The organism is Pseudomonas sp. S1(2024), from assembly GCF_046557535.1.
In genome coordinates this window covers 70,483-94,593 of the sequence record NZ_JBKGFP010000020.1, presented here as the reverse complement: position 1 = coordinate 94,593, position 24,111 = coordinate 70,483, and the positions used below count along the sequence as shown (strand labels likewise).

Annotated in this window: 22 protein-coding genes; 13 read left to right on the top strand and 9 right to left on the bottom strand. The window is 63.2% G+C overall.

Features of this window, described 5'->3' with window-relative positions:
• Window positions 1-94 precede the first annotated feature (94 nt).
• From ACLCGK_RS08805 to ACLCGK_RS08795, 3 genes are read right to left on the bottom strand one after another with little or no spacing between them, the layout of a single operon-like run.
• Window positions 95-661 carry a cob(I)yrinic acid a,c-diamide adenosyltransferase gene (locus ACLCGK_RS08805; RefSeq protein ID WP_410951835.1) on the bottom strand — a complete coding sequence of 189 codons (567 nt, stop codon included), beginning with the start codon at window positions 659-661 and terminating at the stop codon, window positions 95-97.
• A 1-nt stretch (window position 662) separates the two neighbouring features.
• Window positions 663-2,693 carry an ATP-binding protein gene (locus ACLCGK_RS08800; RefSeq protein WP_013974101.1) on the bottom strand — a complete coding sequence of 677 codons (2,031 nt, stop codon included), beginning with the start codon at window positions 2,691-2,693 and terminating at the stop codon, window positions 663-665.
• A gap of 38 nt (window positions 2,694-2,731) precedes the next feature.
• Complete coding sequence (locus ACLCGK_RS08795) at window positions 2,732-3,649, bottom strand: putative 2-dehydropantoate 2-reductase (protein WP_410951834.1); 918 nt, start codon at window positions 3,647-3,649, stop codon at window positions 2,732-2,734.
• Window positions 3,650-3,749: 100 nt separating this feature from the next.
• Between ACLCGK_RS08795 and ACLCGK_RS08790 the strand changes: the two genes are divergently transcribed.
• From ACLCGK_RS08790 to ACLCGK_RS08780, 3 genes are all read left to right on the top strand, one after another.
• The gene (locus tag ACLCGK_RS08790) at window positions 3,750-4,235 is read left to right on the top strand and encodes a YajQ family cyclic di-GMP-binding protein (RefSeq protein ID WP_013974099.1); all 486 of its coding nucleotides are present in this window, start codon (window positions 3,750-3,752) and stop codon (window positions 4,233-4,235) included.
• Window positions 4,236-4,349: 114 nt separating this feature from the next.
• Entirely contained in the window at window positions 4,350-5,192 is an 843-nt protein-coding gene (locus ACLCGK_RS08785) for a mechanosensitive ion channel family protein (protein WP_015271698.1), read from the top strand.
• A 245-nt stretch (window positions 5,193-5,437) separates the two neighbouring features.
• Window positions 5,438-6,682 carry an MFS transporter gene (locus ACLCGK_RS08780; RefSeq protein ID WP_247846532.1) on the top strand — a complete coding sequence of 415 codons (1,245 nt, stop codon included), beginning with the start codon at window positions 5,438-5,440 and terminating at the stop codon, window positions 6,680-6,682.
• Between the two features lie 132 nt (window positions 6,683-6,814).
• Here the strand turns inward: ACLCGK_RS08780 and ACLCGK_RS08775 are convergent, their stop codons facing one another.
• Window positions 6,815-8,362, bottom strand: a complete 1,548-nt coding sequence (locus ACLCGK_RS08775; protein ID WP_013974096.1) for an AmpG family muropeptide MFS transporter — start codon at window positions 8,360-8,362, stop codon at window positions 6,815-6,817.
• A 43-nt stretch (window positions 8,363-8,405) separates the two neighbouring features.
• A complete protein-coding gene (locus tag ACLCGK_RS08770) occupies window positions 8,406-8,759 on the bottom strand; it encodes an MGMT family protein (RefSeq protein WP_003260756.1) in 354 nt (117 codons plus the stop codon).
• A 166-nt stretch (window positions 8,760-8,925) separates the two neighbouring features.
• On the opposite strand from ACLCGK_RS08770, the gene ACLCGK_RS08765 reads away from it, so the two are divergent.
• The 5 genes from ACLCGK_RS08765 (at window position 8,926) to groL (ending at window position 13,577) form a co-directional block, all read left to right on the top strand.
• Window positions 8,926-9,936 (top strand): DUF481 domain-containing protein, encoded by a 1,011-nt coding sequence (locus tag ACLCGK_RS08765; protein WP_023662443.1) that lies wholly within the window; start codon window positions 8,926-8,928, stop codon window positions 9,934-9,936.
• Window positions 9,937-10,085: 149 nt separating this feature from the next.
• Window positions 10,086-10,817 carry a HugZ family protein gene (locus tag ACLCGK_RS08760; RefSeq protein WP_039612991.1) on the top strand — a complete coding sequence of 244 codons (732 nt, stop codon included), beginning with the start codon at window positions 10,086-10,088 and terminating at the stop codon, window positions 10,815-10,817.
• A 67-nt stretch (window positions 10,818-10,884) separates the two neighbouring features.
• Window positions 10,885-11,346: an FxsA family protein gene (locus tag ACLCGK_RS08755; protein ID WP_410951833.1), complete on the top strand. Its 462-nt coding sequence runs from the start codon at window positions 10,885-10,887 to the stop codon at window positions 11,344-11,346.
• 248 nt (window positions 11,347-11,594) lie between these two features.
• Window positions 11,595-11,888: a co-chaperone GroES gene (locus tag ACLCGK_RS08750; protein WP_003260750.1), complete on the top strand. Its 294-nt coding sequence runs from the start codon at window positions 11,595-11,597 to the stop codon at window positions 11,886-11,888.
• Window positions 11,889-11,936: 48 nt separating this feature from the next.
• A complete protein-coding gene (gene groL, locus ACLCGK_RS08745; protein ID WP_085592107.1) occupies window positions 11,937-13,577 on the top strand; it encodes a chaperonin GroEL in 1,641 nt (546 codons plus the stop codon).
• Between the two features lie 201 nt (window positions 13,578-13,778).
• Here the strand turns inward: groL and ACLCGK_RS08740 are convergent, their stop codons facing one another.
• Entirely contained in the window at window positions 13,779-14,507 is a 729-nt protein-coding gene (locus ACLCGK_RS08740) for a phosphatase PAP2 family protein (protein ID WP_015271693.1), read from the bottom strand.
• A 183-nt stretch (window positions 14,508-14,690) separates the two neighbouring features.
• Here ACLCGK_RS08740 and colR point away from each other — a divergent pair, with 183 nt between their 5' ends.
• The 5 genes from colR (at window position 14,691) to ACLCGK_RS08715 (ending at window position 18,403) form a co-directional block, all read left to right on the top strand.
• Window positions 14,691-15,374: a two-component system response regulator ColR gene (gene colR / locus ACLCGK_RS08735; RefSeq protein WP_003255215.1), complete on the top strand. Its 684-nt coding sequence runs from the start codon at window positions 14,691-14,693 to the stop codon at window positions 15,372-15,374.
• On the top strand, window positions 15,364-16,674 hold the full coding sequence (locus tag ACLCGK_RS08730; RefSeq protein WP_182328992.1) for a sensor histidine kinase: 1,311 nt from the start codon (window positions 15,364-15,366) through the stop codon (window positions 16,672-16,674). Before colR ends, ACLCGK_RS08730 begins: the two co-directional genes overlap by 11 nt.
• A 107-nt stretch (window positions 16,675-16,781) precedes the next feature.
• On the top strand, window positions 16,782-17,465 hold the full coding sequence (locus ACLCGK_RS08725) for a class I SAM-dependent methyltransferase (RefSeq protein WP_410951832.1): 684 nt from the start codon (window positions 16,782-16,784) through the stop codon (window positions 17,463-17,465).
• A gap of 6 nt (window positions 17,466-17,471) precedes the next feature.
• Window positions 17,472-18,173 carry a lipopolysaccharide kinase InaA family protein gene (locus ACLCGK_RS08720; RefSeq protein WP_013974087.1) on the top strand — a complete coding sequence of 234 codons (702 nt, stop codon included), beginning with the start codon at window positions 17,472-17,474 and terminating at the stop codon, window positions 18,171-18,173.
• Window positions 18,170-18,403, top strand: a complete 234-nt coding sequence (locus tag ACLCGK_RS08715) for a hypothetical protein (RefSeq protein ID WP_085721018.1) — start codon at window positions 18,170-18,172, stop codon at window positions 18,401-18,403. The genes ACLCGK_RS08720 and ACLCGK_RS08715 overlap by 4 nt, the downstream gene beginning before the upstream one ends.
• 168 nt (window positions 18,404-18,571) lie before the next feature.
• Here the strand turns inward: ACLCGK_RS08715 and ACLCGK_RS08710 are convergent, their stop codons facing one another.
• The 3 genes from ACLCGK_RS08710 to ACLCGK_RS08700 all read right to left on the bottom strand — a co-directional run bounded on the left by ACLCGK_RS08710 (window position 18,572) and on the right by ACLCGK_RS08700 (window position 24,109).
• The gene (locus ACLCGK_RS08710; RefSeq protein WP_039612987.1) at window positions 18,572-21,616 is read right to left on the bottom strand and encodes a multidrug efflux RND transporter permease subunit; all 3,045 of its coding nucleotides are present in this window, start codon (window positions 21,614-21,616) and stop codon (window positions 18,572-18,574) included.
• A 12-nt stretch (window positions 21,617-21,628) separates the two neighbouring features.
• Window positions 21,629-22,777 (bottom strand): efflux RND transporter periplasmic adaptor subunit, encoded by a 1,149-nt coding sequence (locus ACLCGK_RS08705; RefSeq protein ID WP_015271689.1) that lies wholly within the window; start codon window positions 22,775-22,777, stop codon window positions 21,629-21,631.
• Window positions 22,778-23,011: 234 nt separating this feature from the next.
• Entirely contained in the window at window positions 23,012-24,109 is a 1,098-nt protein-coding gene (locus tag ACLCGK_RS08700; RefSeq protein WP_013974083.1) for a DUF1513 domain-containing protein, read from the bottom strand.
• Window positions 24,110-24,111: the final 2 nt, after the last annotated feature.

Sequence of the window (24,111 nt, the reverse complement as noted above, 5' to 3'; positions counted from 1 at the left end):
GCGGAAAAAAGTCGCGCTCAAAAAAAAAAAAAAGATCTCGTTGGGGGGGGAAGCTGTTTTCCCGCCGATGGGCTGCGCAGCAGCCCCAAAAATATCAGCCCTGCGGCTTTTCAGCAGGCTGCCACAAAACCTCAGCCACCCCCTGCCGCCGCCCAATGATCCGCGCCGCCACGAACAGCAGATCCGAAAGCCGGTTGATATACGCCAAACCAACGCCCGCCAACGGCTCCAGCGCATTCAGCTGCTGGCACCGCCGCTCCGCACTGCGCGCCAGGCTCCGGCACACATGCGCCTGCGCCACCAGCGCCGAGCCACTGGGCAAGATGAAGTTTTTCAACGGCCCCAGCTCTTCATTCCACACATCGATCGCTGCCTCAAGCCGCGCCACCTCCGCCAGGTCCAACGCCTGATAACTGGGCATCGCCAGCTCACCGCCCAGGTCGAACAGGCGGTGCTGACACGGCGCCAAAACCGCGCTCACTTCATCCAGCCCTTGTTCGGCCAGCCCCGCCAGCAGCAAACCCAGCTGGCTGTTCAGGCTGTCCACCTCGCCAATCGCCTCGATCCGCGGGTGATCCTTGGGCACCCGGCGCCCGTCGCCCAGGCCGGTTTCGCCTTTGTCGCCGGTGCGGGTGTAGATCTTCGACAGGCGGTAGCCCATGTCATTTCTCCATTTTGGCCGGCGCCACCGCTGCCGGCTGGCCAAGGGGCAGGCGCAGGGTGAAGCAGGTGCCCTGGCCGGGAGTGGACTGCACTTCCATCTGCCCCTTGTGGTTGTTGGTGATGATGAAGTACGAGACCGACAGCCCCAGCCCGGTACCCTGGCCGATTTCCTTGGTGGTGAAGAACGGCTCGAAGGTGCGCTTGCGCACCCCTTCGGGCATGCCGACGCCGTTATCCTCGACCTGGATTTCCGCCCATGGCGGGCTCAAGCGGGTGCGCAGGGTGATGCGCCCGGGCTCGCTCGGCTGCGGCCGCTGGTGGATGGCCTGGGCCGCGTTTTTCAGCAGGTTGAGCAGCACCTGCTCCAATTCGTTGGCGGTGCACGGCACCGGCCCCAGGTCGGGGTCGAACTGACGCACGATGGCCTGGCCCTTGAAATCGAAGCCTATGGCCAGGTCGAAGTCGTTGCTGGCAATTTCCACCGCCTGATCGATCAGCGCCGGCAGGTCGCACGGCGCCAGTTGACGGTTGCTGCGGCGGCTGAAGCTGAGCATGTGGGTGACGATCTTCGCTGCCCGGGCACCCGCCTGCTGGATGCCGTCGAGCAATTGCGGCACTTCGCGGCTCTCCAGGTAGCGGTTGACCGTGGGCAGGTCGATGCCCAGCTCCTCTGCCTGTTCCTGATTGCGCGGCAGTTCTGGTGACAGGCGCCGGCGGATGTTCTGCACGTTATGCAGGATCGCGCCCAGCGGGTTGTTGATCTCGTGGGCCATGCCGGCGGCCAGGCCGCCGACCGAAAGCATCTTTTCCGATTGCACCATCATTTCTTCCAGCGACAGGCGCTGGGTGATGTCGTCGATACGGATGACAACGCCACGGCCGCCGCCACCGGTCAGCGGGTAGAAGGTCAGGGCGTAGTGGCGCAGGTCGTCACCCTTGGGCCAGGTGACCCGTTCGATCTTTGCCACCCGGTGCTTTTCCACTGTTTCCTTCAGTTGCGGCAGGAACGGCTTGAGCGGTTCGAAGGCAATGAAGATCGGCTGGTTCAGCGCCTCGTCCAGAGGCGTGCCGGAAAGTACCGTGGCTTCGTGGTTCCACTGGGTCACGTAGAGCTGTTCATCTAGGGCGATCAGCGCCGAGGGCATCGAGTCGATGATGCTGTTGAGGTAGTTCTGGAAGCCGGTGAGTTTTTTCTCGATCTTGCTGCGCACCTGGACTTCCAGCTCCAGCTTGCGGTTGGTGTGGCGGGTTTCCTCGGCCAGGCCCTGGGCCTGGTCGTAGGCCTCCTGAAACTCGTCGCGGGTGCGCTTGAGTTGCTGTTCGCGGGCTTCGATGCGCGAGAGCATGGTGTTGAACGCTTCGGCCAGGCTGCCGATTTCGTCGTCGTTACCGCGCTGCGCACGCAAGGCATAGCTCTCTTCGCGGGTGACCTGGCGGCTGAGCTCTTCGAGCTGGTTGATCGGCTGGGTGATCAGGCGTTTTATCTGTCGGGCGATGACGATCCACAGCAGGATGCTGAACACCAGGATGCCCAGGCTGGCGCTGAGGGTGCCGGTATAGAAAGCCGTGGGCAGTTCACTGCTGGCCACCAGCAGCAGGTGTGCGGGCGGGTTGGCGTCACGTGGCATGCGGATCAGCTGGGTGCTGCGAAACTCCATCAGGCGCCAGCCGTCGATGTTGCGAAAACGCTTGGGCAGTGCCAGCGGCTCGCCATGCTGCAGCTGCGCCAACATGCGGCCATCGCCACCGTAGACTGCAGCGGCGCGCAGCGGCGTGTAGCTGTCCAGCTCTTTCAGCAGGGCGCTGGCGGTGTCCGGTGTATCGCCGGCGCGCGCCGCCAGTTGCGGGTTGGCCACCAGCCGGCCGATGGTGTGCAGCGCCTGTGGCGCCATGCTTTCCTGGGTGATCCAGTAGGCGGCGCTGATGAAGGTGAGGTTGGCCACCAACAGGATGGTCACCAGCAACACCAGCAGGGCTGCCAGCAGCTTCTGCCCGACCGGGAGGTTTTCCAGGCGTTGGCGCAAGGTCATGGGCTAGGCAATATCCGTATCCGGTTGAAAGGGCTGCGTCAGTCGCAGGGCAAACCACGCACACGCAGGTTATCGACCAGGTGCTGCAGCAGGCGTTCCAGCTCTGGCAGTTGCAGGCCATGACGGCCGGCGGCGCGGCAGGCATGGCCAAGCAGGTAGTGCACCTCGGTGCGGCGGCCTGCGCGTACATCCTGGTACATGGAAGAGTAGTTGGCCGCAGTGGCGAGGATCACCCGCTGCACTTCTTCGTTCAGCCCGTCTGCCGCTTCTGGCTGGCCACAGCGGCGCAGCAGTTGGGCCAGTTCGGCGCACAGCGCATCCACTTCGCCCAGGTGCCCCAGCAGCCCGCCGTTCTGGCAGTCGTGCAGCACGGTCAGCGGGTTGATGGCGCAATTGAGTGCCAGCTTGCGCCACAGACGGGTAAGGATATCCACCGTCCACTCGGCAGGGATGCCAGCCTGATGCAGGTCATCGAACCAGGCCGGGACCGTCGGGTTGCGTGGGTCACCCAGCCAGTTGAAGCCGTGGCCGGCAAAGCGTACCTGCCAATCTCCCTCGCGGAATGCGCCTTCGGTACTGGAGGCGAAGATGCAGCGTGCATGGGGCACCAGGTCGGCGACCTCGTCCTGGCTGCCCAGGCCGTTCTGCAGCAGAACCACCTCGGCGTCTTCGGCCAGGCGAGGTGCCACGCCGGCGATGGCCTGGGCGGCGTCGTAGGCCTTGCAGGCCACCAGCAGGCGATGGATCGGGCCGTGTGCCTGCGCGGTTTCGGCGGGGATGGCGTAGTGGCGGGACTGGTCCTGTTCGACCAGGGTCAGGCCGCCGGCCTGCTGGTAGGCCTGCAGCCGCTGCCCGTCACGCAGGATCAGGCGCACTGCCTTGCCCGCGCGCGCCAGGCGGCAAGCCCACAGGCTGCCCAGGCTACCGGCGCCGAGAATATGCCAGGTGCTGCTCATATGCGTTTCGCAACCCGTTATAATGAGCCCGCATTTTAACCGTCAAACCCAGCGCGCTCCATCTTCAGCCTGAGCGCGCTTTTATTTTGGGAGAACAACCATGCCTTCGTTCGACGTGGTATCGGAACTGGACAAGCACGAAGTGCAGAACGCGGTCGACAACGCCATCAAGGACCTGGACCGTCGCTACGACCTCAAGGGCAAGGGCACCTTCGAGTTCAAGGACAAAGAGCAGACCGTGATGCTCACCGCCGAGGAAGAGTTCCAGCTCGAAGCGATGCTGGAAATCCTGCGCCTGGCGCTGGTCAAGCGCAAGATCGACGTGAAGTGCCTGGAAACCAAGGACCCGTACGCCTCGGGCAAGGAAAAGAAACAGGAAGCCAAGTTCCGCGAAGGTATCGACAAGGATCTGGCGAAGAAGATCGTCGCCACCATCAAGGATGCCAAGCTGAAAGTGCAGGCCGCCATCCAGGGCGAGCAGGTACGCGTTACCGGCAAAAAGCGCGACGACCTGCAGGAAGCCATTGCGCTGCTGCGTACCAAGGAATTCGACATGCCATTGCAGTTCAACAACTTCCGCGACTGATGTGGGCATCGCCCGGAACCCCGATGGCCAAATGATGTCCATGGGGACCGGGGCTGCGCCATCGCGCGTGGCCAGTTCTACCGTGTACTTGCCGCTCGGCATCAGGAGATGAATATGGATTTGAACGCTGAAGTCGATCAGCTGGTCCGCCAATCCCAGACCTGGATCCCCTTGATCATGGAATATGGCAGCCGTGTGCTGCTGGCGCTGCTGACCCTGGCGGTCGGCTGGTGGATCATCAACAAGGTCAGCGCCCGCCTGGGCAAGCTGGTTGGCCTGCGCAACGCCGACCTGGCGCTGCAGGGCTTCATCAGCACCTTGTCGAATATTGTGCTGAAGGTGCTGCTGTTCGTCAGCGTGGCGTCGATGATCGGTATCGAGACCACCTCGTTCGTTGCCGCCATCGGTGCCGCGGGCCTGGCCATCGGCCTGGCCTTGCAGGGCAGCCTGGCGAACTTCGCCGGCGGTGTGCTGATCCTGATGTTTCGCCCGTTCCGCATCGGTGACTGGATCGAGGCGCAAGGCGTGGCCGGCACCGTCGACAGCATCCAGATCTTCCACACCGTGCTGCGCACTGGTGACAACAAGACGGTGATCATGCCCAACGGCAGCCTGTCCAACGGCATCATCACCAACACCAACCGCCAGCCGACGCGCAAGGTGGTGTTCGATGTGGGCGTGGACTACGAGGCAGACCTGCAGAAGGCCCGCAACGTGCTGCTGGAGCTGGCGCAGGACCCGCGCGTGCTGCCCGACCCGGCGCCGCAGGCGGTGGTCGCGACCCTGGGCGACAGCTCGATCACAGTGTCTTTGCGCTTGTGGACCAAGACCGCCGATTACTGGGATGTGATGTTCATGCTCAACGAGCATGCGCGTGACCGGTTGAAGGCCGAAGGGATCGACATTCCGTTCCCGCAGCGGGTGATTCGCGTGGTGCAGGAGACTGCAGCGCAGTAATACCGCGTTGTCATCGGTTGGGGCCGCTTCGCGCCCCTTCGCGGGCTTGCCCGCTCCCACAGGTCGAGCGCCGGGTTCGAGAGCGGCGCCGAACTTGTGGGAGCGGGCGCGTCGGGACGCCGAACCGCCGCGAAGGGGCGCAAAGCGGCCCCAGCTTTTTCTGCCCTGATTACACTTGTTCACAGCAATACCCCGCCATTTCTGGCATATAGCCTGACCCCACCTGCCACACCCGATACGCCATCATGAAACCACTGCTGTACATCACCCCCCTGCGTGCCTTGCTGTTCGGCCTGACCCTGGCCCTGTTCGAGCTGCTCACCTACCTGGCCAGCGACGCCGTCATGCCGGCCATGCCGGTGGTGGTCGGCGACCTGAATGCCAGCCCCGAATACATTCCCCACGCCCTCAACCTGTACCTGCTGGGGGGCGTGGTGCTGCAATGGCTGATCGGCCCGCTGGCCGACCGCTATGGCCGGCGCCCGTTGCTGCTGATCGGCTGCGCGTTCTTCGGCCTGGCCTGCCTGGCCACCTTCTGGGTCCACGACATCGGCCTGTTCAACTTGCTGCGCCTGCTGCAAGGCATCGGCCTGGGGTTTGTGGTCACGGTGAGCTACCCGGCCCTGAACGAAGCCTTCAGCGAAGCCGACGCCGTGCGCATGATGGCCCTGCTGGCCAATATCGCCCTGCTCTCGCCTTTGCTCGGGCCGTTGGTGGGCACCTTGCTGTTGCAGTGGCTGGACTGGCGTTGGCTGTTCGTGGCCTTCGCCATTGGCGCGGTTGTGGCCTGGCTGCTGCTGTACCGGCTGATGCCGGAGACCTTGGGCGTGGAGCGCCGTGACGGCTCGCGCCTGGCATTCACGCCGATCCACCTGCTGCCACTGCTGGCCGGCTACGGCCAGTTGCTGGGCAACCGCCGCTTTGTCGCTGGCAGCGCGGCCCTGGGCCTGGTCGGTCTGCCGCTGATTGGCTGGATCGGCCTGTCGCCGGTGCTGCTGATCCACGACGAGGGGCTGAGCACCATGGAGTACGCCTTGTGGCAGTTGCCGGTGTTTGGCGGGCTGATCCTGGGCAACCTGATCATCAACCGCATTGCCGATCGCTATCCGTTGGCGGCGCTGGTGCGTGGTGCATTGTGGCCATACCTGGCCGGCCTGTGCCTGATGGGACTGGCGACATGGTACTGGCCGAGTGTGACCAGCGTGGTGGCGGGCATGTCGCTGTACGCGCTGGGGTTGGGCGTGGCCAACGCGGTGCTGTATCGCATGACGCTGTTCGCCAGCGAGCAGAGCAAGGGCCTGGTCTCGGCCATGCTGGGGATGATCACCATTGCCTTGCTGGGGTTGGGTGGGGCGCTGCTGGCGATGATTGGGGCCGGGGCCAGCTTGCTGCACTTTGCCCTGGCGGCGGGTGTGGCGGGGGCCTTGGCGCTGTGGCCGCTGTGGTTTGTGGTGGGTGGACGGCCTGGTGAGGGGGCTGTTGCTCAGTAAACTTTATTGCCTGTACCGGCCTCTTCGCGGGCTTGCCCGCTCCCACAGGGACTGCACAGCTCTCAAGGGCAGTGCTTTATCTGTGGGAGCGGGCAAGCCCGCGAAGAGGCCAGTACAGGCAATACAAACCTGTCAGGGCCGCTCGGCCGCCGAACCTTCCTCTGCAACCGGTTTGCCCGGCCCGGCCTCCTGGCGCCACTGCAGGGCAATCAGGATCAGGGTCGGCACGCCAAGGAGGGCCGTGATCAGGAAGAAGTCGTGGTAACCGAACTTCTCCACCATGACCCCCGAATAACCCCCGATCAGCCTTGGCAACAGCAGCATGATCGAGCTGAGCAACGCGTACTGGGTAGCCGAGAACTTCAGGTTGGTCAGGCTCGACAGGTAGGCAACGAAGGCCGAGGTGGCCAGGCCGGAGCTGAAGTTGTCCAGCGAGATGGTCACCACCAGCATTTGCAAGTTCGGGCCCATGTCGGCCAGCATCAGGAACAGGATGTTGGTGCCCGCGGAGGCCGCACCGCCGATGAACAGGATCGGCATGATGCCGAAGCGCACGATCAGCAGGCCGCCAACACCGGCGCCGACCAGGGTCATGATCAGGCCGAAGATCTTGCTGACGCTGGCGATCTGGTCCTTGGTGAAGCCCATGTCGATGTAGAACACGTTGGCCATCACGCCCATTACCGTGTCCGACATGCGATAGGTGGCGATCAGGCCGAGCAACAGCAGGGCCTGCCAGCGGTAGCGGGCGATGAAGTCGTTGACCGGGGTCAGCACCGGCGCGAGGCCGCGACGGCCCAGGCTCGACAGGCACGCCCATGTCAGCAGCACATAGAGGATCAGGCGCAGGAAGGCGCGGTCTTCCAGCAGCAGGTCCAGTGGCGTTGCATCACCGGAGATGACGCTGGACCAGCCGGTATTGAACATCTGGGTGAAGCTGGCCGGTACCGATACCAGCAAGATTATCAGCACGAACACCGAGGCCAGCTGGTGCACCAGCCCATAGCGCGCTGCCGACAGCTGGGTACGCATGGGTACGGGCGGTTCGCGCATGATCAGGGTGGTGAACACGGCGGGCAGCATCATCACCGCGAACATGACGTAGGTGCCGGCCCAAGCCTTGTGCAGGTAGCTGAAACCGGTGGAGCCGAACCACTCGGCGAAGAACAGGGCACCAGCCGTGGCCAGCAGGGCCGCCACGCGGTAGCCGGCCATATAGCTGGCGGCGAGTGCAGCCTGGCGCTGGTCGTCGGCGATTTCCAGGCGGTAGGCATCGACCGCGATGTCCTGGGTGGCCGAAGCGAAGGCCACCAACACCGCCAGGGCGATCAGCCAAGACAGATGCTGCTGCGGGTCGCACAGGCTCATGCCGACCAGCCCGATCACCACCAGCGCTTGCGACAGCAGCAACCACGAACGCCGGCGCCCCAGGCTGCCGAGCAGCGGCAGGCGCCATTGGTCGAGCAGTGGCGACCACACCCACTTGAAGGCGTACGCCAGGCCGATCAGGCTGGCGTAACCAATGGTCTCGCGGGCCACGCCAGCTTCGCGCAACCACACCGAAAGGGTGGAGAACACCAGCATGTAGGGCAGACCGGCGGCGAAGCCGAGCAGCAAAAGTACCAAGGTTGACGGGCTGGCATAGGCAGCAAGCGCAGCGCGCCAGGTTTTACGGGGCATGGGCCAACATCTGCCTCAAGTTTGCGAAAACAAAGCGCGCACTCTAACCGCTGTGCTCCATCGGGCGCCAGCCATGGCGCGTCATATCCACACGATTGTTGGTTACATTTACACCCTCCGCACGCAGGCGCGCCCGTTGTTCATCCCCAGACGGGGTACCCAGTGCCAGGCTCAGGCGGCCGCCTGCGCCGAGCACCCGGTGCCAGGGCAGGCGAGTGTCCGCGGGCAGTTGCCCGAGGGTACGTCCGACCCAGCGTGCCGCCCGCCCAAGCCCTGCCAGTTCGGCCAGTTGGCCATAGCTGACCACCTTGCCGGCCGGAACTTGGCCAAGTACCGAATACAGCACCGTCCGTCGGCCCTCGGCGGAGTCGAGGGCGTGCTCATATCCGTCAGACATCAGGCCCCCTCTGGGCTGCAGATGAAACCGGACCGGCGGTCTGGCAAATGAGAGTTGAACTCAACGGCATGCTCCCGGTCTTTTCTTGCTCTGGTCGTCGTTATCCGGATAATGCCCGGCTTTTTTCGCCAAATCGAACCTGTAGTCCGAAAATCATAGCCCGCTTATGTATTCTAGATCCTTGTTGTGCCTGCTTGCTGTTTCCCTCTGCGCCTCCCCGGTGTTCGCCGACACCGTATGGATGAAGAACGGTGACCGTCTCAGCGGCAAGATCAAAGTCTTCGACGGCGGCAAGCTGCTGCTGGAAACCCCCTATGGCGGTTCCATCGCCCTGGACTGGAAAGAGGTCCAGACCCTGGAGAGCGACCAGGAGATGCTGGTCAAGCAGGACGCCTACAGCGGTGAGCGCGCCAAGTCGCTGAAGGCCGCCGAGCCCGGCAAGGTGACCTTGGCCAATGGCGAGGCGCCAAAGACCGTGGAGCTGGCCAGCATCGAGCAGATCATGAAGCCCAAGCCCCTGGTCGAGGACTTCGTGTGGAAGGGCAACGTCGACGTGGCGCTGGACTACAAGCGCGCCGAGAACGACACCGACGACTACGACGTCGGCTTCAAGACCAGCGCCCGCCATGGCCGCTGGCGGCACAATGCCGAAGGCGAATACAACCGCGAGACCAAGGACGACGTCACCACCACAGACAACTGGAGTGCCGAGTATGCCCTGGACCGCTTCCTCACCGAGAAGTGGTTCTGGCAAGGGCGCATGGAGTACAAGCGCGACCGCATCGAAGACCTTGCTCGCCAGCGCACCGTGGGTACCGGCCCGGGTTACCAGTTCTGGGACAACGAACTGGGCGCGTTTTCGCTGGGGTCGCTGATCAACCGCACCGACTTCGAATACCAGGATGGCGCCAAGGACAACTTCTATTCCGCGGCGGTGAAGTGGGACTACACCCGCTACCTGATTGGCAAGAACGTGCAGCTGTTCACCAACGGCGAGTTCGCCAAGCCGCTGGGTGGCGTGGCCGATTACGCGCTGGATGCCGAGGTTGGCCTGCGCTACAAGGTCACTGAATGGGCCTCGCTCAACCTCAAGGCGGAGAAGGACATCATCACCGGTACCCGTGAGAGTGACCTGGACAAGACCCGCTATACCGCAGGCTTCGGCGTTACCTGGTAAATCTTTGCGGCCCATCGCGACACAGGATGTACGCGATCCCTTGTAGGAGCGGCCTTGTGTCGCGATGGGCTGCAAAGCAGCCCCATTGGCACTGGATCTGATAATGCTTATCTTGTCCCATCCAGCCCGATATCAGGAGCCGCCCCCAAGTGAGTACCAATGCCATCCGTCCCGCCCGGGAGCTGCTGCTCAAGGAATACCGCGGCGTGCTCTCGACCCATTCCAAGTCGATGCCCGGCTACCCCTTCGGCTCGGTCGTGCCGTACTGCCTGGACGCCCAAGGCAACCCGTTGATCCTCATCAGCCGCATCGCCCAGCACACGCACAACCTGCAGAAGGATCCCAAGTGCTCGCTGCTGGTAGGTGAGCGCGAAGCCGAGGACGTGCAGGCCGTGGGGCGCCTGACGGTGATGGCCGAGGCGCACAAGCTGGTGGAGGAGGCCGCCATCGAGGCTGCCGCCGAGCGTTACTACCGCTATTTCCCGGACGCGGCCAACTACCACAAGGCCCACGACTTCGACTTCTGGGTGCTGCAGCCGGTGCGCCACCGCTACATCGGCGGCTTCGGCGCGATCCACTGGCTCGATCAGGTGACCCTGGCCAACCCGTTCGCCGGCAAGGCCGAGACGAGCATGGTCGAGCACATGAACAACGACCACGCCAACGCCATCGCCCATTATGTGGAGCTGACCGATTTGCCACGCCATGCGCCAGCACAGATGGTCGGGGTGGACAGTGAAGGCATGCACCTGCGTATTGGCCAGGCGGTTTACTGGTTGCCCTTCCCAAGTACTTGCAACACGCCGACACAAGTCCGCGAAGCCCTGGTTTTGCTGGCTCGCGCCGACCAGTGGCCGGTTGCGACGGAGGTCGAGGGTTGAAAACCCGAGCGCACGCATCCATCTGTTGGTCTTACAGGAAGGTTCTCTTCCGACGAGGAATGCTTTGATGCGTGCTTTTCTACTGCTGTTTCTCCTGTTTCCCGTGCTGGAGCTGTTCGTCTTCGTGAAGGTCAGTGCCGCCATCGGTTTCTTCCCGGCACTGCTGCTGATCATCGCCGGCTCCGCCCTGGGTGTGCTGGTGATGCGCGTGGCCGGGCTGGCAACCGCACTGCGCGCCCGTGAAAGCCTGCAGCGTGGCGAACTGCCCGCCGAGGACATGTTCCAGGGCATGATGCTGGCCGTTGGTGGTGGCCTGCTGTTGCTGCCAGGTTTCATCAGCGACGTGCTGGGCCTGCTGTGCCTGCTGCCATTCACCCGTCATCTGGCCGCGCGCAAGATGCGCGAGCGTGCCGAGGCCCAGGCCATGCGACAGCGCGCCTTCCAGGACGACCCGTTCCAGGCCCGGCCGCGTGATGGCGGGAATGGGCCGAATGTGATCGAAGGCGAGTACGAGCGCCGCGACAAGTAATAACCGGGGGCCGCTTTGCGGCCCCAGCTTTTTGCGGGGCCAAGGCGCTAATGAAAAATTTTCTGAAGCAAGCCTTGTAATTGAATATGGCGGCCTCATGTATGTGGTCACCGCAAGGTTTCTGGTGGCAACACCAGGCATAACTCAGGTGGTTCGCCCATTGCGGGCCACCCCGGCAACGCCGGACAGCAACAACCCGCCGGTGTCGACACCGGCCGATGAAAACCACAATTTGGGAGAGATCGACAATGAAGCTTCGTCCTCTGCATGACCGCGTCGTTATCCGTCGCAGCGAAGAAGAATCGAAAACCGCTGGCGGTATCGTCCTGCCGGGTTCGGCCGCTGAAAAACCAAACCGCGGCGAAGTTGTCGCCGTCGGCACCGGTCGCATCCTGGACAACGGCGAAGTTCGCGCACTGGCCGTGAAAGTGGGTGACAAAGTGGTTTTCGGCCCTTACTCGGGCAGCAACACCGTGAAAGTCGATGGCGAAGACCTGCTGGTAATGGCCGAGAACGAAATCCTCGCCGTTATCGAAGGCTGATTTCCCCGACTTCCCGTTACTCCAAAGAATTCCAAGGATTAAACGATCATGGCTGCTAAAGACGTAAAATTCGGCGATTCCGCTCGTAAGAAAATGCTGGTTGGTGTCAACGTTCTGGCTGACGCGGTAAAAGCGACCCTGGGCCCGAAAGGCCGTAACGTGGTGCTGGCCAAGAGCTTCGGCGCTCCGACCATCACCAAGGACGGCGTTTCCGTCGCCAAGGAAATCGAGCTGAAAGACGCCTTCGAGAACATGGGCGCCCAGCTGGTCAAGGAAGTTGCTTCCAAGGCCAACGACGCTGCCGGTGACGGCACCACCACCGCTACCGTCCTGGCTCAGGCCATCGTCAACGAAGGCCTGAAAGCCGTCGCTGCCGGCATGAACCCGATGGACCTGAAGCGCGGCATCGACAAGGCCACCGCTGCCGTCGTCGCCGAGCTGAAGAACCTGTCCAAGCCATGCGCCGACTCCAAGGCCATCGCCCAGGTAGGTACCATCTCCGCCAACTCCGACAACTCCATCGGTGAAATCATCGCTGAAGCCATGGAAAAAGTCGGTAAAGAAGGCGTGATCACCGTTGAAGAAGGCTCGGGCCTGGAAAACGAACTGTCGGTCGTTGAAGGCATGCAGTTCGACCGCGGCTACCTGTCCCCGTACTTCGTCAACAAGCCGGACACCATGGTTGCCGAGCTGGAAGGCCCGCTGCTGCTGCTGGTCGACAAGAAGATCTCCAACATCCGTGAGCTGCTGCCAGTTCTGGAAGCCGTTGCCAAGGCCGGCCGCCCACTGCTGATCGTTGCCGAAGACGTTGAAGGCGAAGCCCTGGCTACCCTGGTAGTCAACAACATGCGCGGCATCGTCAAGGTTGCTGCGGTCAAGGCTCCGGGCTTCGGCGACCGCCGCAAGGCCATGCTGCAGGACATCGCCGTCCTGACTGGCGGCCAGGTCATCTCCGAAGAAATCGGCCTGTCGCTGGAAACCGCTACCCTGGAGCACCTGGGTAACGCCAAGCGCGTCATCCTGTCCAAGGAAAACACCACCATCATCGACGGCGCTGGCGCCGACACCGAGATCGAAGCACGCGTCAAGCAGATCCGTGCCCAGATCGAAGAGACTTCCTCGGACTACGACCGTGAGAAGCTGCAAGAGCGTCTGGCCAAGCTGGCTGGCGGTGTTGCCGTGATCAAGGTCGGTGCCGGCACCGAAGTTGAAATGAAAGAGAAGAAAGCCCGCGTTGAAGACGCCCTGCACGCTACCCGTGCAGCCGTTGAAGAAGGCGTGGTGCCTGGCGGTGGTGTGGCCCTGGTTCGCTCCCTGGCTGCCATTGCCGACCTCAAAGGCGACAACGAAGACCAGAACGTCGGTATCGCCCTGCTGCGTCGCGCCGTTGAAGCGCCGCTGCGCCAGATCACTGCCAACGCCGGCGACGAGCCAAGCGTTGTCGCTGACAAGGTCAAGCAAGGTTCGGGTAACTTCGGTTACAACGCTGCTACCGGCGAATACGGCGACATGATCGAGATGGGCATCCTGGACCCAGCCAAAGTCACCCGCTCGGCGCTGCAAGCTGCTGCTTCGATCGGCGGTCTGATGATCACCACCGAAGCCATGGTCGCTGACCTGCCAGAAGACAAGCCAGCTGCTGGCATGCCTGACATGGGCGGCATGGGTGGCATGGGCGGCATGATGTAAGCCAGCCTTACCCCCTGCACCATGAAAAGCCCCGGTTCGCGAGAACCGGGGCTTTTTTGTTTTCCTGTGAGGGCCATTGGGGCTGCTTTGCAGCCCATCGCGACACAAGGCCGCTCCTACAGGATTGCGCCAACACTGGGACTTGCGCTGTACCTGTGGGAGCTGGCTTGCCGGCGAAAGGGCCGCAAAGCGGCCCCTGGGTCAGGCGACGCTACGCTCGGCAGCAGGCACCTCAGCCATTCCCCGACGATACAGAACCAGGTAATACGACCCCAAGCCGATCAACCAGCAGAACACCGCCGTCCACACATTGTGCGACAGGAAGTGCGCCCCCTGCATCATCCGCCCAAGCGATAGCACCGACCCGGCGACGAAGGCCACCGTCAACGCCACCCGCGCCAGCCTCGGCTTGCGATCACGCAACATGAAGAACAGCCCGAACAGGCAGAACCCGGTGGCGGCATGCCCGCCCGGCCAGCACAGCCCGGGCTTGTCGGTCGCCGGCCGCGGCTCCAGCAGCTTGCTGTAGGTTTCCTTGCCGCCAAACTGGGTCAGGCTCCACGGGCATTGCACCTGGGTCACTTTCTTCAGCGGTGTGACAAACGCCGTGGACAGGCCCAGTGCCAGCACCAGGCAGCCCAGCTCACGGCGCCAGCCGAACAGGCGCTTCCAGAAGAAGCTGGCAGCAAAGGTCACCAGTGACATCACCCCCAGCAGGATCACCCCCTGCTTGACCCGGTCATGCAGGATGTTCTCCAGCAAATAGCTGTGGCGGCCGATGAACTGCCCGGCAGCAGGGTCGAAGAACAGGTTGGCAATGTCCATGTCGACCGATGTCAGTTCCAGCAGAATCAGGCCGATTGCGGTCGCCAGGGGTAGCCCCAGGTAAAGCCAGAAATTGATCGGGCGGGGGCGATTTGGTTGCTGCATGGCGGCTCCAGGGCGCGAAAAAGATCGGGCATTGTCGGCCGCCCGCTATCCTGTGTCCGTGAAGGATCAGTGAAAAAACCGTCAAGTGCGCTGAATTTTCCCTGGGGCTGGCACCCTGCAGGCATAGGCCTTAAGCTGCGCCTGCCGCGCACCACAGCGAGAAGCGCCGCACAGGAGAAACCGATGCGCATTCTTTTGGTTGAAGACAACCGCGATATCCTGGCCAACCTGGCCGATTACCTGGGCATGAAGGGCTACACCGTCGATTGCGCCCAGGATGGCCTGTCCGGCCTGCACCTGGCTGCCACCGAGCACTACGACCTGATCGTGCTCGACATCATGTTGCCGGGCATCGACGGCTACACCCTGTGCAAGCGCCTGCGCGAAGACGCCCGCCGCGACACGCCGGTGATCATGCTCACCGCCCGCGACCAACTGGACGACCGCCTGCAGGGCTTCCGCTCCGGTGCCGACGATTACCTGCTCAAGCCCTTCGCCCTGTCGGAGCTGGCTGCCCGCATCGAAGCGGTGTTGCGCCGGGCCCAGGGCGGCGGGCGCCGCACCTTGCAGGTGGCCGATCTCAGTTATGACCTGGACACCCTCGAAGTCACCCGCCAGGGCCGCCTGCTCAAGCTCAACCCTGTCGGCCTCAAGCTGCTGGCGGTGCTGATGCAGAAAAGCCCGCACGTATTGCGTCGCGAAGTGCTGGAAGAAGCCCTTTGGGGAGATGATTGCCCTGACAGCGACAGCCTGCGCAGCCACGTGCACCAGCTGCGCCAGGTGATCGACAAGCCGTTTGAAAAACCGCTGCTGCATACCGTCCATGGCGTCGGCTATCGCCTCGCCGAGGGCCGTGATGGAGTTTAAGCAAAGCCTTGCCCAGCGCATCATCATCGCCTTTGCCCTGATGAGCGCGCTGGTGGCCGGGGCCTTCGCCTTTGGCATCGTCGGCACCGTGCACCTGGTCGAAGAGCGGCTGATTTCGTCGGTGCTGGGCGGTGACCTGCAGCGCCTGCTGCGCATGGACAGCGTCAGCGACTGGAGCCACCGCCCCCGCCCCGACCAGCTGTTCTATTTCAGCGGCGGGCGCGACGACTTCGAACTTCCCAAGGACCTGCGCCATCTTGACCGCGGCTTCCACGAGGTATTCCGCGATCAATTGTCGTACCACGCCATGGTCGAGATCGTTGATGGCCGTCGCTATGTGCTGTTGCAGGACCAGAGCGACTTCGAAGAGCGCGAGCGCTTGCTGTTCGCTGTGGTGGTGGTGGGCTTCGTGCTCAGCCTGGTACTGGCGGTGATCCTCGGCTGGCTGGTGGCGCGCCGGGTGATGGCGCCGGTGATCCGCCTGGCGCGCCAGGTACGCCACCGTGACCAGTTGCTGGGGCTGGCCCCGCCGCTGGCACCGGACTATGCCGCGGACGAAGTCGGCCAGCTGGCGGTAGCCTTCGACGATACCCTGGGCCGCCTGCGCGATGCCCTGACCCGCGAACGGTTGTTCACCAGCGACGTCAGCCATGAATTGCGCACACCCTTGATGGTGCTGGCCACCTCGTGTGAGCTGCTGATGGAAAACCCGACGCTGGACGCCCGCTCGCGCAGCCAGGTGGAGCGTGTGGCGCGGGCCACGGAAGAAATGCGCGAGCTGGTCAAGACCTTCCTGATGCTGGCCCGGGCACAGCGCGACGAGGGTGCGGTGGCATCGCGGGCCACCCTGCGGGAGGTGGCTGACGAACTGGTCGGGGTTTGGCGCGACACCATCGAGCAGAAGGGCCTGGCCTTGTATTACGATGGCCGCGTCAGTGCCAGCCCGGTACTGTACAACGCCACCTTCCTGCAGTCGGTAATGGGCAACCTGCTGCGTAATGCCGCGCACTACACCGACAGCGGCTACATCCGCCTGAGCCTGGAAGCCAACGGCTTCAGCGTGGAGGACAGTGGCGTGGGTATCCCGGAGGAACAGCGCGAGGCGATGTTCCGGCCGTTCGTGCGCGGCGATGAGCGGCGCGGTGAGGGCCTGGGCCTGGGCCTGTCGTTGGTACAGCGCATCTGCGATGACCAAGGTTGGCATGTCACCCTGACATCAACCTTGCCACACGGCTGCCGTTTCGTGGTCGACCTGAGCAATACCGCAGTCAAGGGCGATCCGGAGGCTTTGGTCGAGTAATCTGTTGTTACAGGCCATTCGCCGCTCAACATATTTTTCACATCAGCATGACCTGATTCCTACGCTTACTTACCTAATGTGGGTGGAATGGAGTCAGGAGATGCCCAATGCGTAGCCCCATCAAGCTTGAATTTTCCGAGAAGTACGACAAAGAACATGCCCGCGAGTACTTTCTCAAGCACCAGGATGGCCTTGCGCGACGCCTTTCTCACAAGCGTGATGAGCAACTGGCGCGTCGTGCCTTGGCATTGGCTGGTGAGCCTGGGCTGGTCCTCGACCTGCCATGCGGTGCTGGCCGCTTCTGGCCGTTGCTGGCAGAAAAGCCCAACCGGGTAATCATCGGCGCCGACAACTCAGAAGCGATGATCGAGACAGCCTGTACCGCGCAAGCGCCAGAGGTGGTGGCACGGGTACGCCCTTTGCAGACTTCGGCATTTGCCATCGACTTGCCGGACAATTCGGTGGACAGCATCTTCTGCATGCGCTTGTTCCACCACATCGGCGAAGCGGCGCACAGAAAGACCATTCTTTCGGAATTTCAACGGGTTAGCCGTGATAGTGTGATCCTGTCATTGTGGGTGGATGGTAATTTCAAAGCATGGCGCCGGAAAAAACTGGAACAGCGCCGCAGGTCCAGGAAGGGCGACGAGGACAATTACCAGAACCGGTTTGTGTTACCGGCCGACACGGTCGAAGAAGAATTCCGAGCCGCCGGCTTCAGAATCCAGGAACGCCTCGACTTCCTACCGTTCTATGCCATGTGGCGGGTATATGTATTGCGTAAGGGGTAGTGTTTGATGGCTGTAGCCCAGAGCGGGGAGTCGCGGTTCGATTTTTACTGGCGCCAGCAGGGCGAGTGGGTCGAGGAGCCTAACCAGCGCCGTGGTGGCGAGAGCGGTGTGCAACGCCTCGACGATGGCAATGGCAAGCTGCTGTATGCCAAGCGCCAGGTCGGGCATATCTACCGTAGCCTGCTGCACCCTTTCGGCCGGCCGACCGTATTGCGTGAGCTCGATGCGTTGAACAGCTTCGAGCAACTGGGCGTGCGTGTACCACGCATCGTCTTCTGTGGCGCCGAACGTGGTGCCGACAAGCAGTGGCGTGCGCTATTGGTGAGCGAAGCACTCGACGGTTTCGTCGAACTCGATACCTGGCATGCCGAAGGTGCCCGCGAGCGTTACCCGCAGGTGGTGCATGAGCGCATGCTCAAGGACCTGGCGGACAACCTGGCGCGCATGCACCTGGGGCACTGGCAGCACGGTTGCCTGTATGGCAAGCATGTGTTCGTCAAGGTGATTGGCGAGGGCGAGCAGGCCCGGGTCGAAGTCGCGCTGCTGGACCTGGAAAAATGCCGTCGGCGCATCAGCTGCCAGCGTGCGGCGGGCAATGACCTGCGCCAGCTGCGCCGCCATTCGTCGATGAATGACGCGGAATGGCAAACACTGCTCTATTTTTACCAGATGGCGTTTGGCAGCGCTGTCAAAGGGTTAGGGCAATGAAACTAGAAATAGCTCGAGCTTTGTTCCTGGTAGCTGGCCTGGCGGTGACCACCGTGGCGGTGGCTGCCTGGGAGGAGCCGAGGCCGACGGTGTTCAGCAAGGCCGAACTGGCCGACCAGTGCGCGTTGCCGCGGGAAATGAAACCGCAGCAACAAGCCGAGGCCGCGCCGGATCAGGACCTGTTGCTGTTCCTGTTCGGCATGCGCCAGGGGTTGCGGCCGTTCGGTTGAACCCGGTGTAGATGGAAATGCCAGAGGCCTCGGGATTGCGGGGCCTCTGGCATTTTTGCATTTGCCTCGCCGGCCTCTTCGCGGGCTTGCCCGCTCCCACAGGTATGGCACCGGTCCTGAAACTGGTGCCGCACGTGTGGGAGCGGCCGAGCCCGCGAAGAGGCCTGTTCAGGCAACCGATGTTTCCCTGGCAACCGCCTTGTGCGCCAGCAGGGTGTAGATACAAGGCAACACGAACAGGGTAAACAGCGTGCCGATCGACATCCCGGTGGCAATCACCGTACCGATGTCAAAGCGGCTGACTGCCCCCGCACCAGTCGCCAGGATCAGCGGTACCATGCCAAAAACCATCGCCGCCGTGGTCATCAGCACCGGCCGCAGGCGAATCGCCGCGGCTTCCTCGATCGCTTCGCGCACACTCATGCCGCGCTCCTCACGTAACTGGTTGGCGAACTCGACAATCAGGATGCCGTGCTTGCTGATCAGCCCAATCAGTGTCACCAGCCCGACCTGGGTGTAGATGTTCATGCTCGATACGCCAAGGAACAGTGGCAGCAGCGCGCCACAGATCGACAACGGCACCGTCACCAGTATTACCAGTGGGTCGCGGAAGCTTTCGAACTGCGCCGCCAGCACCAGGAAGATGATCGCCAATGCCAGGCCGAAGGTCACCCACAGCGCGCTGCCTTCCTGGACGTACTGGCGCGCCACGCCGGCATAGTCGAAGGCGAAACCTTCCGGAGCCTCCTCGCGGGCGATGCCCTGTACGGTCTGCAGCGCCTCGCCCAGGCTGACCATGGGCACGCCCTGGATGATCGCCGAGTTCAGCTGCTGGAACTGGTTGAGCTGGCGCGGGCGGGCGCGGTCGGTAAGGGTGATCAGGGTGGATAGCGGCAGCAGTTGGCCCTGGTCGTTCTTCACGTAGTAGTTGTTCAGCCAGCCGGGGTTGTCGCGGTAAGGCCGCTCGACCTGGGCAATCACCTTGTAGCTGCGGCCTTCGAGGGTGAAGCGGTTGATTTCCGCCTCGCCCAGCAATGTCGCCAAGGTGCTGCCCAAGGTGTCCATCGACACCCCCATCTGCGCCGCCTTGGCCCGGTCGATATCCACCACCACCTCGGGCTTGTCGAAGGCCAGGTCGATGTCGAGGAAGGCGAACTTGCCGGATTCCTGGGCGCGGGCCTTGATGCGCTGGGCCACATCCAGCAGTGCCGGGTAGTCGCCAGCGCTGTTGATCACGAACTGGAATGGCAGGCCCTCGCCGGTGCCGGGCAGCGACGGCAGGTTGAAGCCGAAGATCTGCAGGCCACTGATTTCTTCGAGCTTGCTCTGCACCAGCGGCAGCAGCTCCATCTGCGTGCGCTCGCGCTCGTTCCAGGGCTTGAGCAGGAAGCCGCCGATGCCGGTCTGCACGCCATTGAAACCGTTGATCTGGAACGACGAGTAATACTCCGGGAAAGCCTTGAACAGCGGGGTGAATTCGTCGGTATAGGCGTTGAGGTAATCAAGGTTGGCCGGCTGCGGCGAACTGCTCATCATGAAAATCACCCCCTGGTCTTCGTTGGGCGCCAGTTCGTTCTGGGTGAACTTCAGCAGTACCGGAATCAGGCACAGAATGATCACGGCAAACACCAGCACGACGGGCCGGCTGTCGAGGGTGGTGTGCAGCAGGCGCTGGTAGCGCACCTTCAGGCGTTCGAACAGCACGTCCAGGCGGTGGGCAAGGCCGCTGGGGTTCTGTTCCTGACGCAGCAGCAGCGCGCACATCATCGGTGACAGGGTGAGGGCAACGATGCCGGATATGATCACCGCACCCGCCAGGGTCAGGGCAAATTCCTTGAACAATGCGCCGGTCAGCCCGGTGAGGAAGCCGATCGGTGCATACACCGCCGCCAGGGTGATGGTCATCGACACCACCGGCATGGCGATTTCGCGGGCGCCCTCGAGGGCGGCGTCGAACGGCGACTTGCCTTCTTCCATGTGCCGGTGGATGTTTTCCACCACGACGATCGCGTCGTCCACCACCAGCCCGATGGCCAGCACCATTGCCAGCAGGGTCAGCAGATTGAGCGAATAGCCCATCATCTGCATGAAGAACAGCACGCCGATCATCGACAGCGGAATGGTCACCACCGGAATCAGCACCGAACGCAGGGCACCGAGGAACAGGAACACCACCACGATGACGATCAGTACAGCTTCGCCGAGGGTCTTGATCACTTCGTCGATGGAGGCCTGGATGAAAAGCGTGGCGTCATAGGCGATCGATACCTTCAGCGCCGAGGGCAGCTGGCTTTCCAGCTCGGGCATGATGCGCCGCACTTCCTTGATGACGTCCAGCGGGTTGGCGGCTGGTGTGGCCTTGATGCCGATGTACACCGATGGGGTGCCGTCGAACGAGCTGACCGTATCGTAGTTTTCCGCCCCCATCTCGACCCGCGCCACATCGCCAAGCAGCACGCGGCTGTCGCCACTGGTCTTGACCGGCAGGGCGGCGAACGCCTCGGCCGACTTCAGCTCGGTGCTGGCGTTGATGCTGGTGACCACGTATTCACCCTTCACCTCGCCGGCCGCGGAAAGGAAGTTGTAGCGGCGCACGGCATTGGTCACGTCGATGGCAGACAGGCCATAGCCCGCCAGTTTCACCGGGTCGATCCAGATGCGCATGGCGAACACCTGGTTGCCGAGGATTTCCGCTTCGGCCATGCCCGGCAGGGTCGCCAGCTTGGGCTGGATCACCCGCGACAGGTAGTCGGTGATTTGCGGGTTGCTCATCTCTTTGCTGTAGAAACTGATGTACATAAGCGCCGAAGCATCGGCGGCTTCCTTGCTCAGTACCGGGTCTTCGGAGTCCTGGGGCAGCTTGTTGCGCACTTCGTTGGCCTTGGCCAGCAGTTCGGTGAACAACCGGTCGCTGTCGGCGCCGATGCGGGCGTAGATGGAAATGATCGAGAAGTTCTGTCTGCTCACCGAGGTCATGTAGTCGATACCTTCGGCGCTGGCCAGACTTTGCTGCAGCGGCTGGGTGATATAGCCCTGGATGGTCTCGGCGTTGGCGCCGGGGTAGGCGGTGGTTACCGTGATCAGGGCATTTTCCATTTGCGGGTACTGGCGGATCTGCAGCTTGTTCCAGGCCTGGAAGCCCAGCAGCAGGATCAGCAGGCTCACCACGCTGGCCAGCACCGGGCGGCGGATGAACGGGTCGGTGAACGCCATGCCAGCCTCCTGTCAGTCCTTGCCCGGCGTGCCCTGTGCGGGCTTGAGGGCTTTGTCCTGGCCGATGCGGATCGCGGCGCCGGGGGTGAGCTTCAGTTGGCCGGCGGTGACCACCTGTTCCCCGGCCTGCAGGCCCTTGCTGACCACCACCACGCCGTCACGGCGCTCGCCGGTCTGCACCGCGCGCTGCTCGGCGGTGAGCTGCGGCTGGCCCTTGTCGTCGTTTAGTGGCTTGCCGTCCTTGTCCTTTTTCGGCGTTGCGACATACACCGAGTTGCCATACAGGGTGTAGGTGATGGCGCTTTCCGGCACCACCACTTGTGGCTGCGGGTTGGGTAACAGGATCAGCAGGCTGGCGAACATGCCCGGCAGCAGCTTGCTGTCCGGGTTGGCCATGGTTGCGCGCACCAGCAGGTTGCGCGTGGTTTCCTCGACCTTGGGGTTGATGGCGCTGAGGCTGGCGGGGAAGGTCTGGCCCGGGTAGGCGGCCACCTGCACCAGCACCTGCTGGCCCAGGCTGAGGTGCGGCAGGGCCTGTTCCGGTACGTTGAAGTCGACGTAGAGGCTGGATGTGTCCTGCAGGGTGGCGATCACCGTGCCGGCGGCCAGATAGTCGCCGACGTCCACTTGGCGAATGCCGATGGTGCCGCTGAACGGAGCGCTGATGCTCTTCTTGGTCTTCGATGCCTTGAGCTGGTCGACCACCGCCTGATTGCGCCGGTACTGGGCGGTGAGGCGGTCGAATTCGCCGCGGGAGATGGCCGAGTCGCCGACCAGCTGGCTGCCACGGCCGAAATCTACCTTGGCCAGGCCCAGGTCGGCCTGGGCGGTGCCGAGCAGGGCGGTTTCCTGGTCGTCGTTGAGTTGCAGCAACAGTTGCCCGGCCTTGACCTGCTGGCCTGAGTCGAAATGCAGGGCCTTGACGATGCCTTCCACTTCCAGGCTCAGCTCAACGCCCTGTAGCGCCTTGAGGCTGCCGACAGCGGGCAGGCGCTCTTGCCACGGGCGCTGTTCGGCCAAGGCGGCCGCCACGGTGATGGGCGGCTTGGGGGCAGTGAACATCTGGATCTGCTGGTAGATCGAAAAGGCTTTGTAGCCCCCCAGGGCCAGCACGATCAGCAGAACCACGGCCAACATGATCAGCATGCGGCGGCGCAGCATAGGTCCGGTTCCTTGGATGCGGTTGTTATTCGCTTAGACACGACAACGGGCGATCCTGCCCACGTGTGGATGGGGGAAGTATTGACTGTTTTTGGAGGGAAGGGGAGCGGAATGCCTGGGCTGCCCCCTTAGTGGAAAAATCCGCTCCAACGGGGACGACGTAGTCAGTGGGTTGCGCGGCCCCCTGTGGGAGCGGCTTTAGCCGCGAAGAGGCCGATGAAGGCAGCAGAAAAATCAGACCAGATGCAGGTGGTTGTCCCAGAAACCGGACGGCAGGTTCATCGGTTGCCCGACCAGCTCGGCCTTGCGGCAATCATAGAACCGGCAGCGGCCCTGCCCGGAGGTGACGACAAAGCCGTCCTGTACCGCGCCCACCCCCGCGCAATCGGGCATTGGCGCATCCAGCCGCACCGCGCCGCTGTCCAGGTCCCAGACGAACAGGCGGTTGGCCCGTGGCGCGGTCAGCGCGACCAGCCGCAGCTCGCTGTGGATAGCCACGCTGGCGGTGTACTGAGCCATGGCCTGCAACTGCCGCTCCGGTACCGGGAAGGCCTTGAACGGCTCGCCAGGGCGCTTGATCGCCAGCAATTCGGCGGTTTCATCGGCATCGCCCATGAACTGCTGGCAGGCGGCGATGGTGCCATCGCTGCCCACCGCCAGGTGGCGCACGCTGTTCATCTGCTGGGCCAGGGTTTCCTTGCTCAGCAGGGTGCCGTCGCGCTGCATCAGCACCAGGCTCGGTTCCATGGCGTCGAGGTTCATCTCCACCCGGCTTTCGGCTTCGGTGCGGATACCACCGTTGGCCACGATCAGCGTTTCGCCGTCCGGCAGCCAGGCCACTTCGTGCGGGCCGATGCCGTGGGTCGGAATCTCCCCGCTGTGCACCAGGCGCTCGCCTTCGAAGCGGTACACGCCGAGTACGCCACGCCCCGGGTCGGTGGTGTCGTTCTCGGTGGCATACAGCCATTCGCCACCCTTGTGGATGACCGCGTGGCCGTAGAAGTGCCGGTTCGGCTGCGAGGTGACGGTTTGCAGCAGGCGCCCGTCGCGCAGGTCGACCAGGTAGCTTTCGGTGCCGGGACGGCGGGCGACGAACAGGGCGATCGGCAGGTCCGGGTGATGGATGATGGCATGGCAACGTTGGGCGACCTGGGTGCTGAACACCTGGGTGCCGTCCAGGCGGAACCCGACCGCATAGTGCTTGCCGTCGCCGTCGTCACGCGCCGACAGCAGCAGGGGCTCGCTGCCTTTGTTGCGGAACAGGCTCCAGCCGCCCAGGGTGAGGGCGCTGAGCAATACGCTACCGAGTTTGAGGGCCTGGCGTCGCAGCATGA

What these genes read in the sequence shown, in the direction of transcription:
- ACLCGK_RS08800 (WP_013974101.1), bottom strand. Translation starts at nt 2,693, where the DNA reads ATGACCTTGCGCCAACGCCTGGAAAACCTCCCGGTCGGGCAGAAGCTG.
- ACLCGK_RS08765 (WP_023662443.1), top strand. Translation starts at nt 8,926, where the DNA reads ATGTATTCTAGATCCTTGTTGTGCCTGCTTGCTGTTTCCCTCTGCGCC.
- ACLCGK_RS08780 (WP_247846532.1), top strand. Translation starts at nt 5,438, where the DNA reads ATGAAACCACTGCTGTACATCACCCCCCTGCGTGCCTTGCTGTTCGGC.
- ACLCGK_RS08720 (WP_013974087.1), top strand. Translation starts at nt 17,472, where the DNA reads ATGGCTGTAGCCCAGAGCGGGGAGTCGCGGTTCGATTTTTACTGGCGC.
- ACLCGK_RS08710 (WP_039612987.1), bottom strand. Translation starts at nt 21,616, where the DNA reads ATGGCGTTCACCGACCCGTTCATCCGCCGCCCGGTGCTGGCCAGCGTG.
- ACLCGK_RS08705 (WP_015271689.1), bottom strand. Translation starts at nt 22,777, where the DNA reads ATGCTGCGCCGCCGCATGCTGATCATGTTGGCCGTGGTTCTGCTGATC.
- ACLCGK_RS08755 (WP_410951833.1), top strand. Translation starts at nt 10,885, where the DNA reads ATGCGTGCTTTTCTACTGCTGTTTCTCCTGTTTCCCGTGCTGGAGCTG.
- ACLCGK_RS08785 (WP_015271698.1), top strand. Translation starts at nt 4,350, where the DNA reads ATGGATTTGAACGCTGAAGTCGATCAGCTGGTCCGCCAATCCCAGACC.
- ACLCGK_RS08700 (WP_013974083.1), bottom strand. Translation starts at nt 24,109, where the DNA reads ATGCTGCGACGCCAGGCCCTCAAACTCGGTAGCGTATTGCTCAGCGCC.
- ACLCGK_RS08725 (WP_410951832.1), top strand. Translation starts at nt 16,782, where the DNA reads ATGCGTAGCCCCATCAAGCTTGAATTTTCCGAGAAGTACGACAAAGAA.
- ACLCGK_RS08775 (WP_013974096.1), bottom strand. Translation starts at nt 8,362, where the DNA reads ATGCCCCGTAAAACCTGGCGCGCTGCGCTTGCTGCCTATGCCAGCCCG.
- ACLCGK_RS08795 (WP_410951834.1), bottom strand. Translation starts at nt 3,649, where the DNA reads ATGAGCAGCACCTGGCATATTCTCGGCGCCGGTAGCCTGGGCAGCCTG.
- colR (WP_003255215.1), top strand. Translation starts at nt 14,691, where the DNA reads ATGCGCATTCTTTTGGTTGAAGACAACCGCGATATCCTGGCCAACCTG.
- ACLCGK_RS08715 (WP_085721018.1), top strand. Translation starts at nt 18,170, where the DNA reads ATGAAACTAGAAATAGCTCGAGCTTTGTTCCTGGTAGCTGGCCTGGCG.
- ACLCGK_RS08770 (WP_003260756.1), bottom strand. Translation starts at nt 8,759, where the DNA reads ATGTCTGACGGATATGAGCACGCCCTCGACTCCGCCGAGGGCCGACGG.
- ACLCGK_RS08750 (WP_003260750.1), top strand. Translation starts at nt 11,595, where the DNA reads ATGAAGCTTCGTCCTCTGCATGACCGCGTCGTTATCCGTCGCAGCGAA.
- ACLCGK_RS08805 (WP_410951835.1), bottom strand. Translation starts at nt 661, where the DNA reads ATGGGCTACCGCCTGTCGAAGATCTACACCCGCACCGGCGACAAAGGC.
- ACLCGK_RS08790 (WP_013974099.1), top strand. Translation starts at nt 3,750, where the DNA reads ATGCCTTCGTTCGACGTGGTATCGGAACTGGACAAGCACGAAGTGCAG.
- ACLCGK_RS08730 (WP_182328992.1), top strand. Translation starts at nt 15,364, where the DNA reads ATGGAGTTTAAGCAAAGCCTTGCCCAGCGCATCATCATCGCCTTTGCC.
- ACLCGK_RS08740 (WP_015271693.1), bottom strand. Translation starts at nt 14,507, where the DNA reads ATGCAGCAACCAAATCGCCCCCGCCCGATCAATTTCTGGCTTTACCTG.
- groL (WP_085592107.1), top strand. Translation starts at nt 11,937, where the DNA reads ATGGCTGCTAAAGACGTAAAATTCGGCGATTCCGCTCGTAAGAAAATG.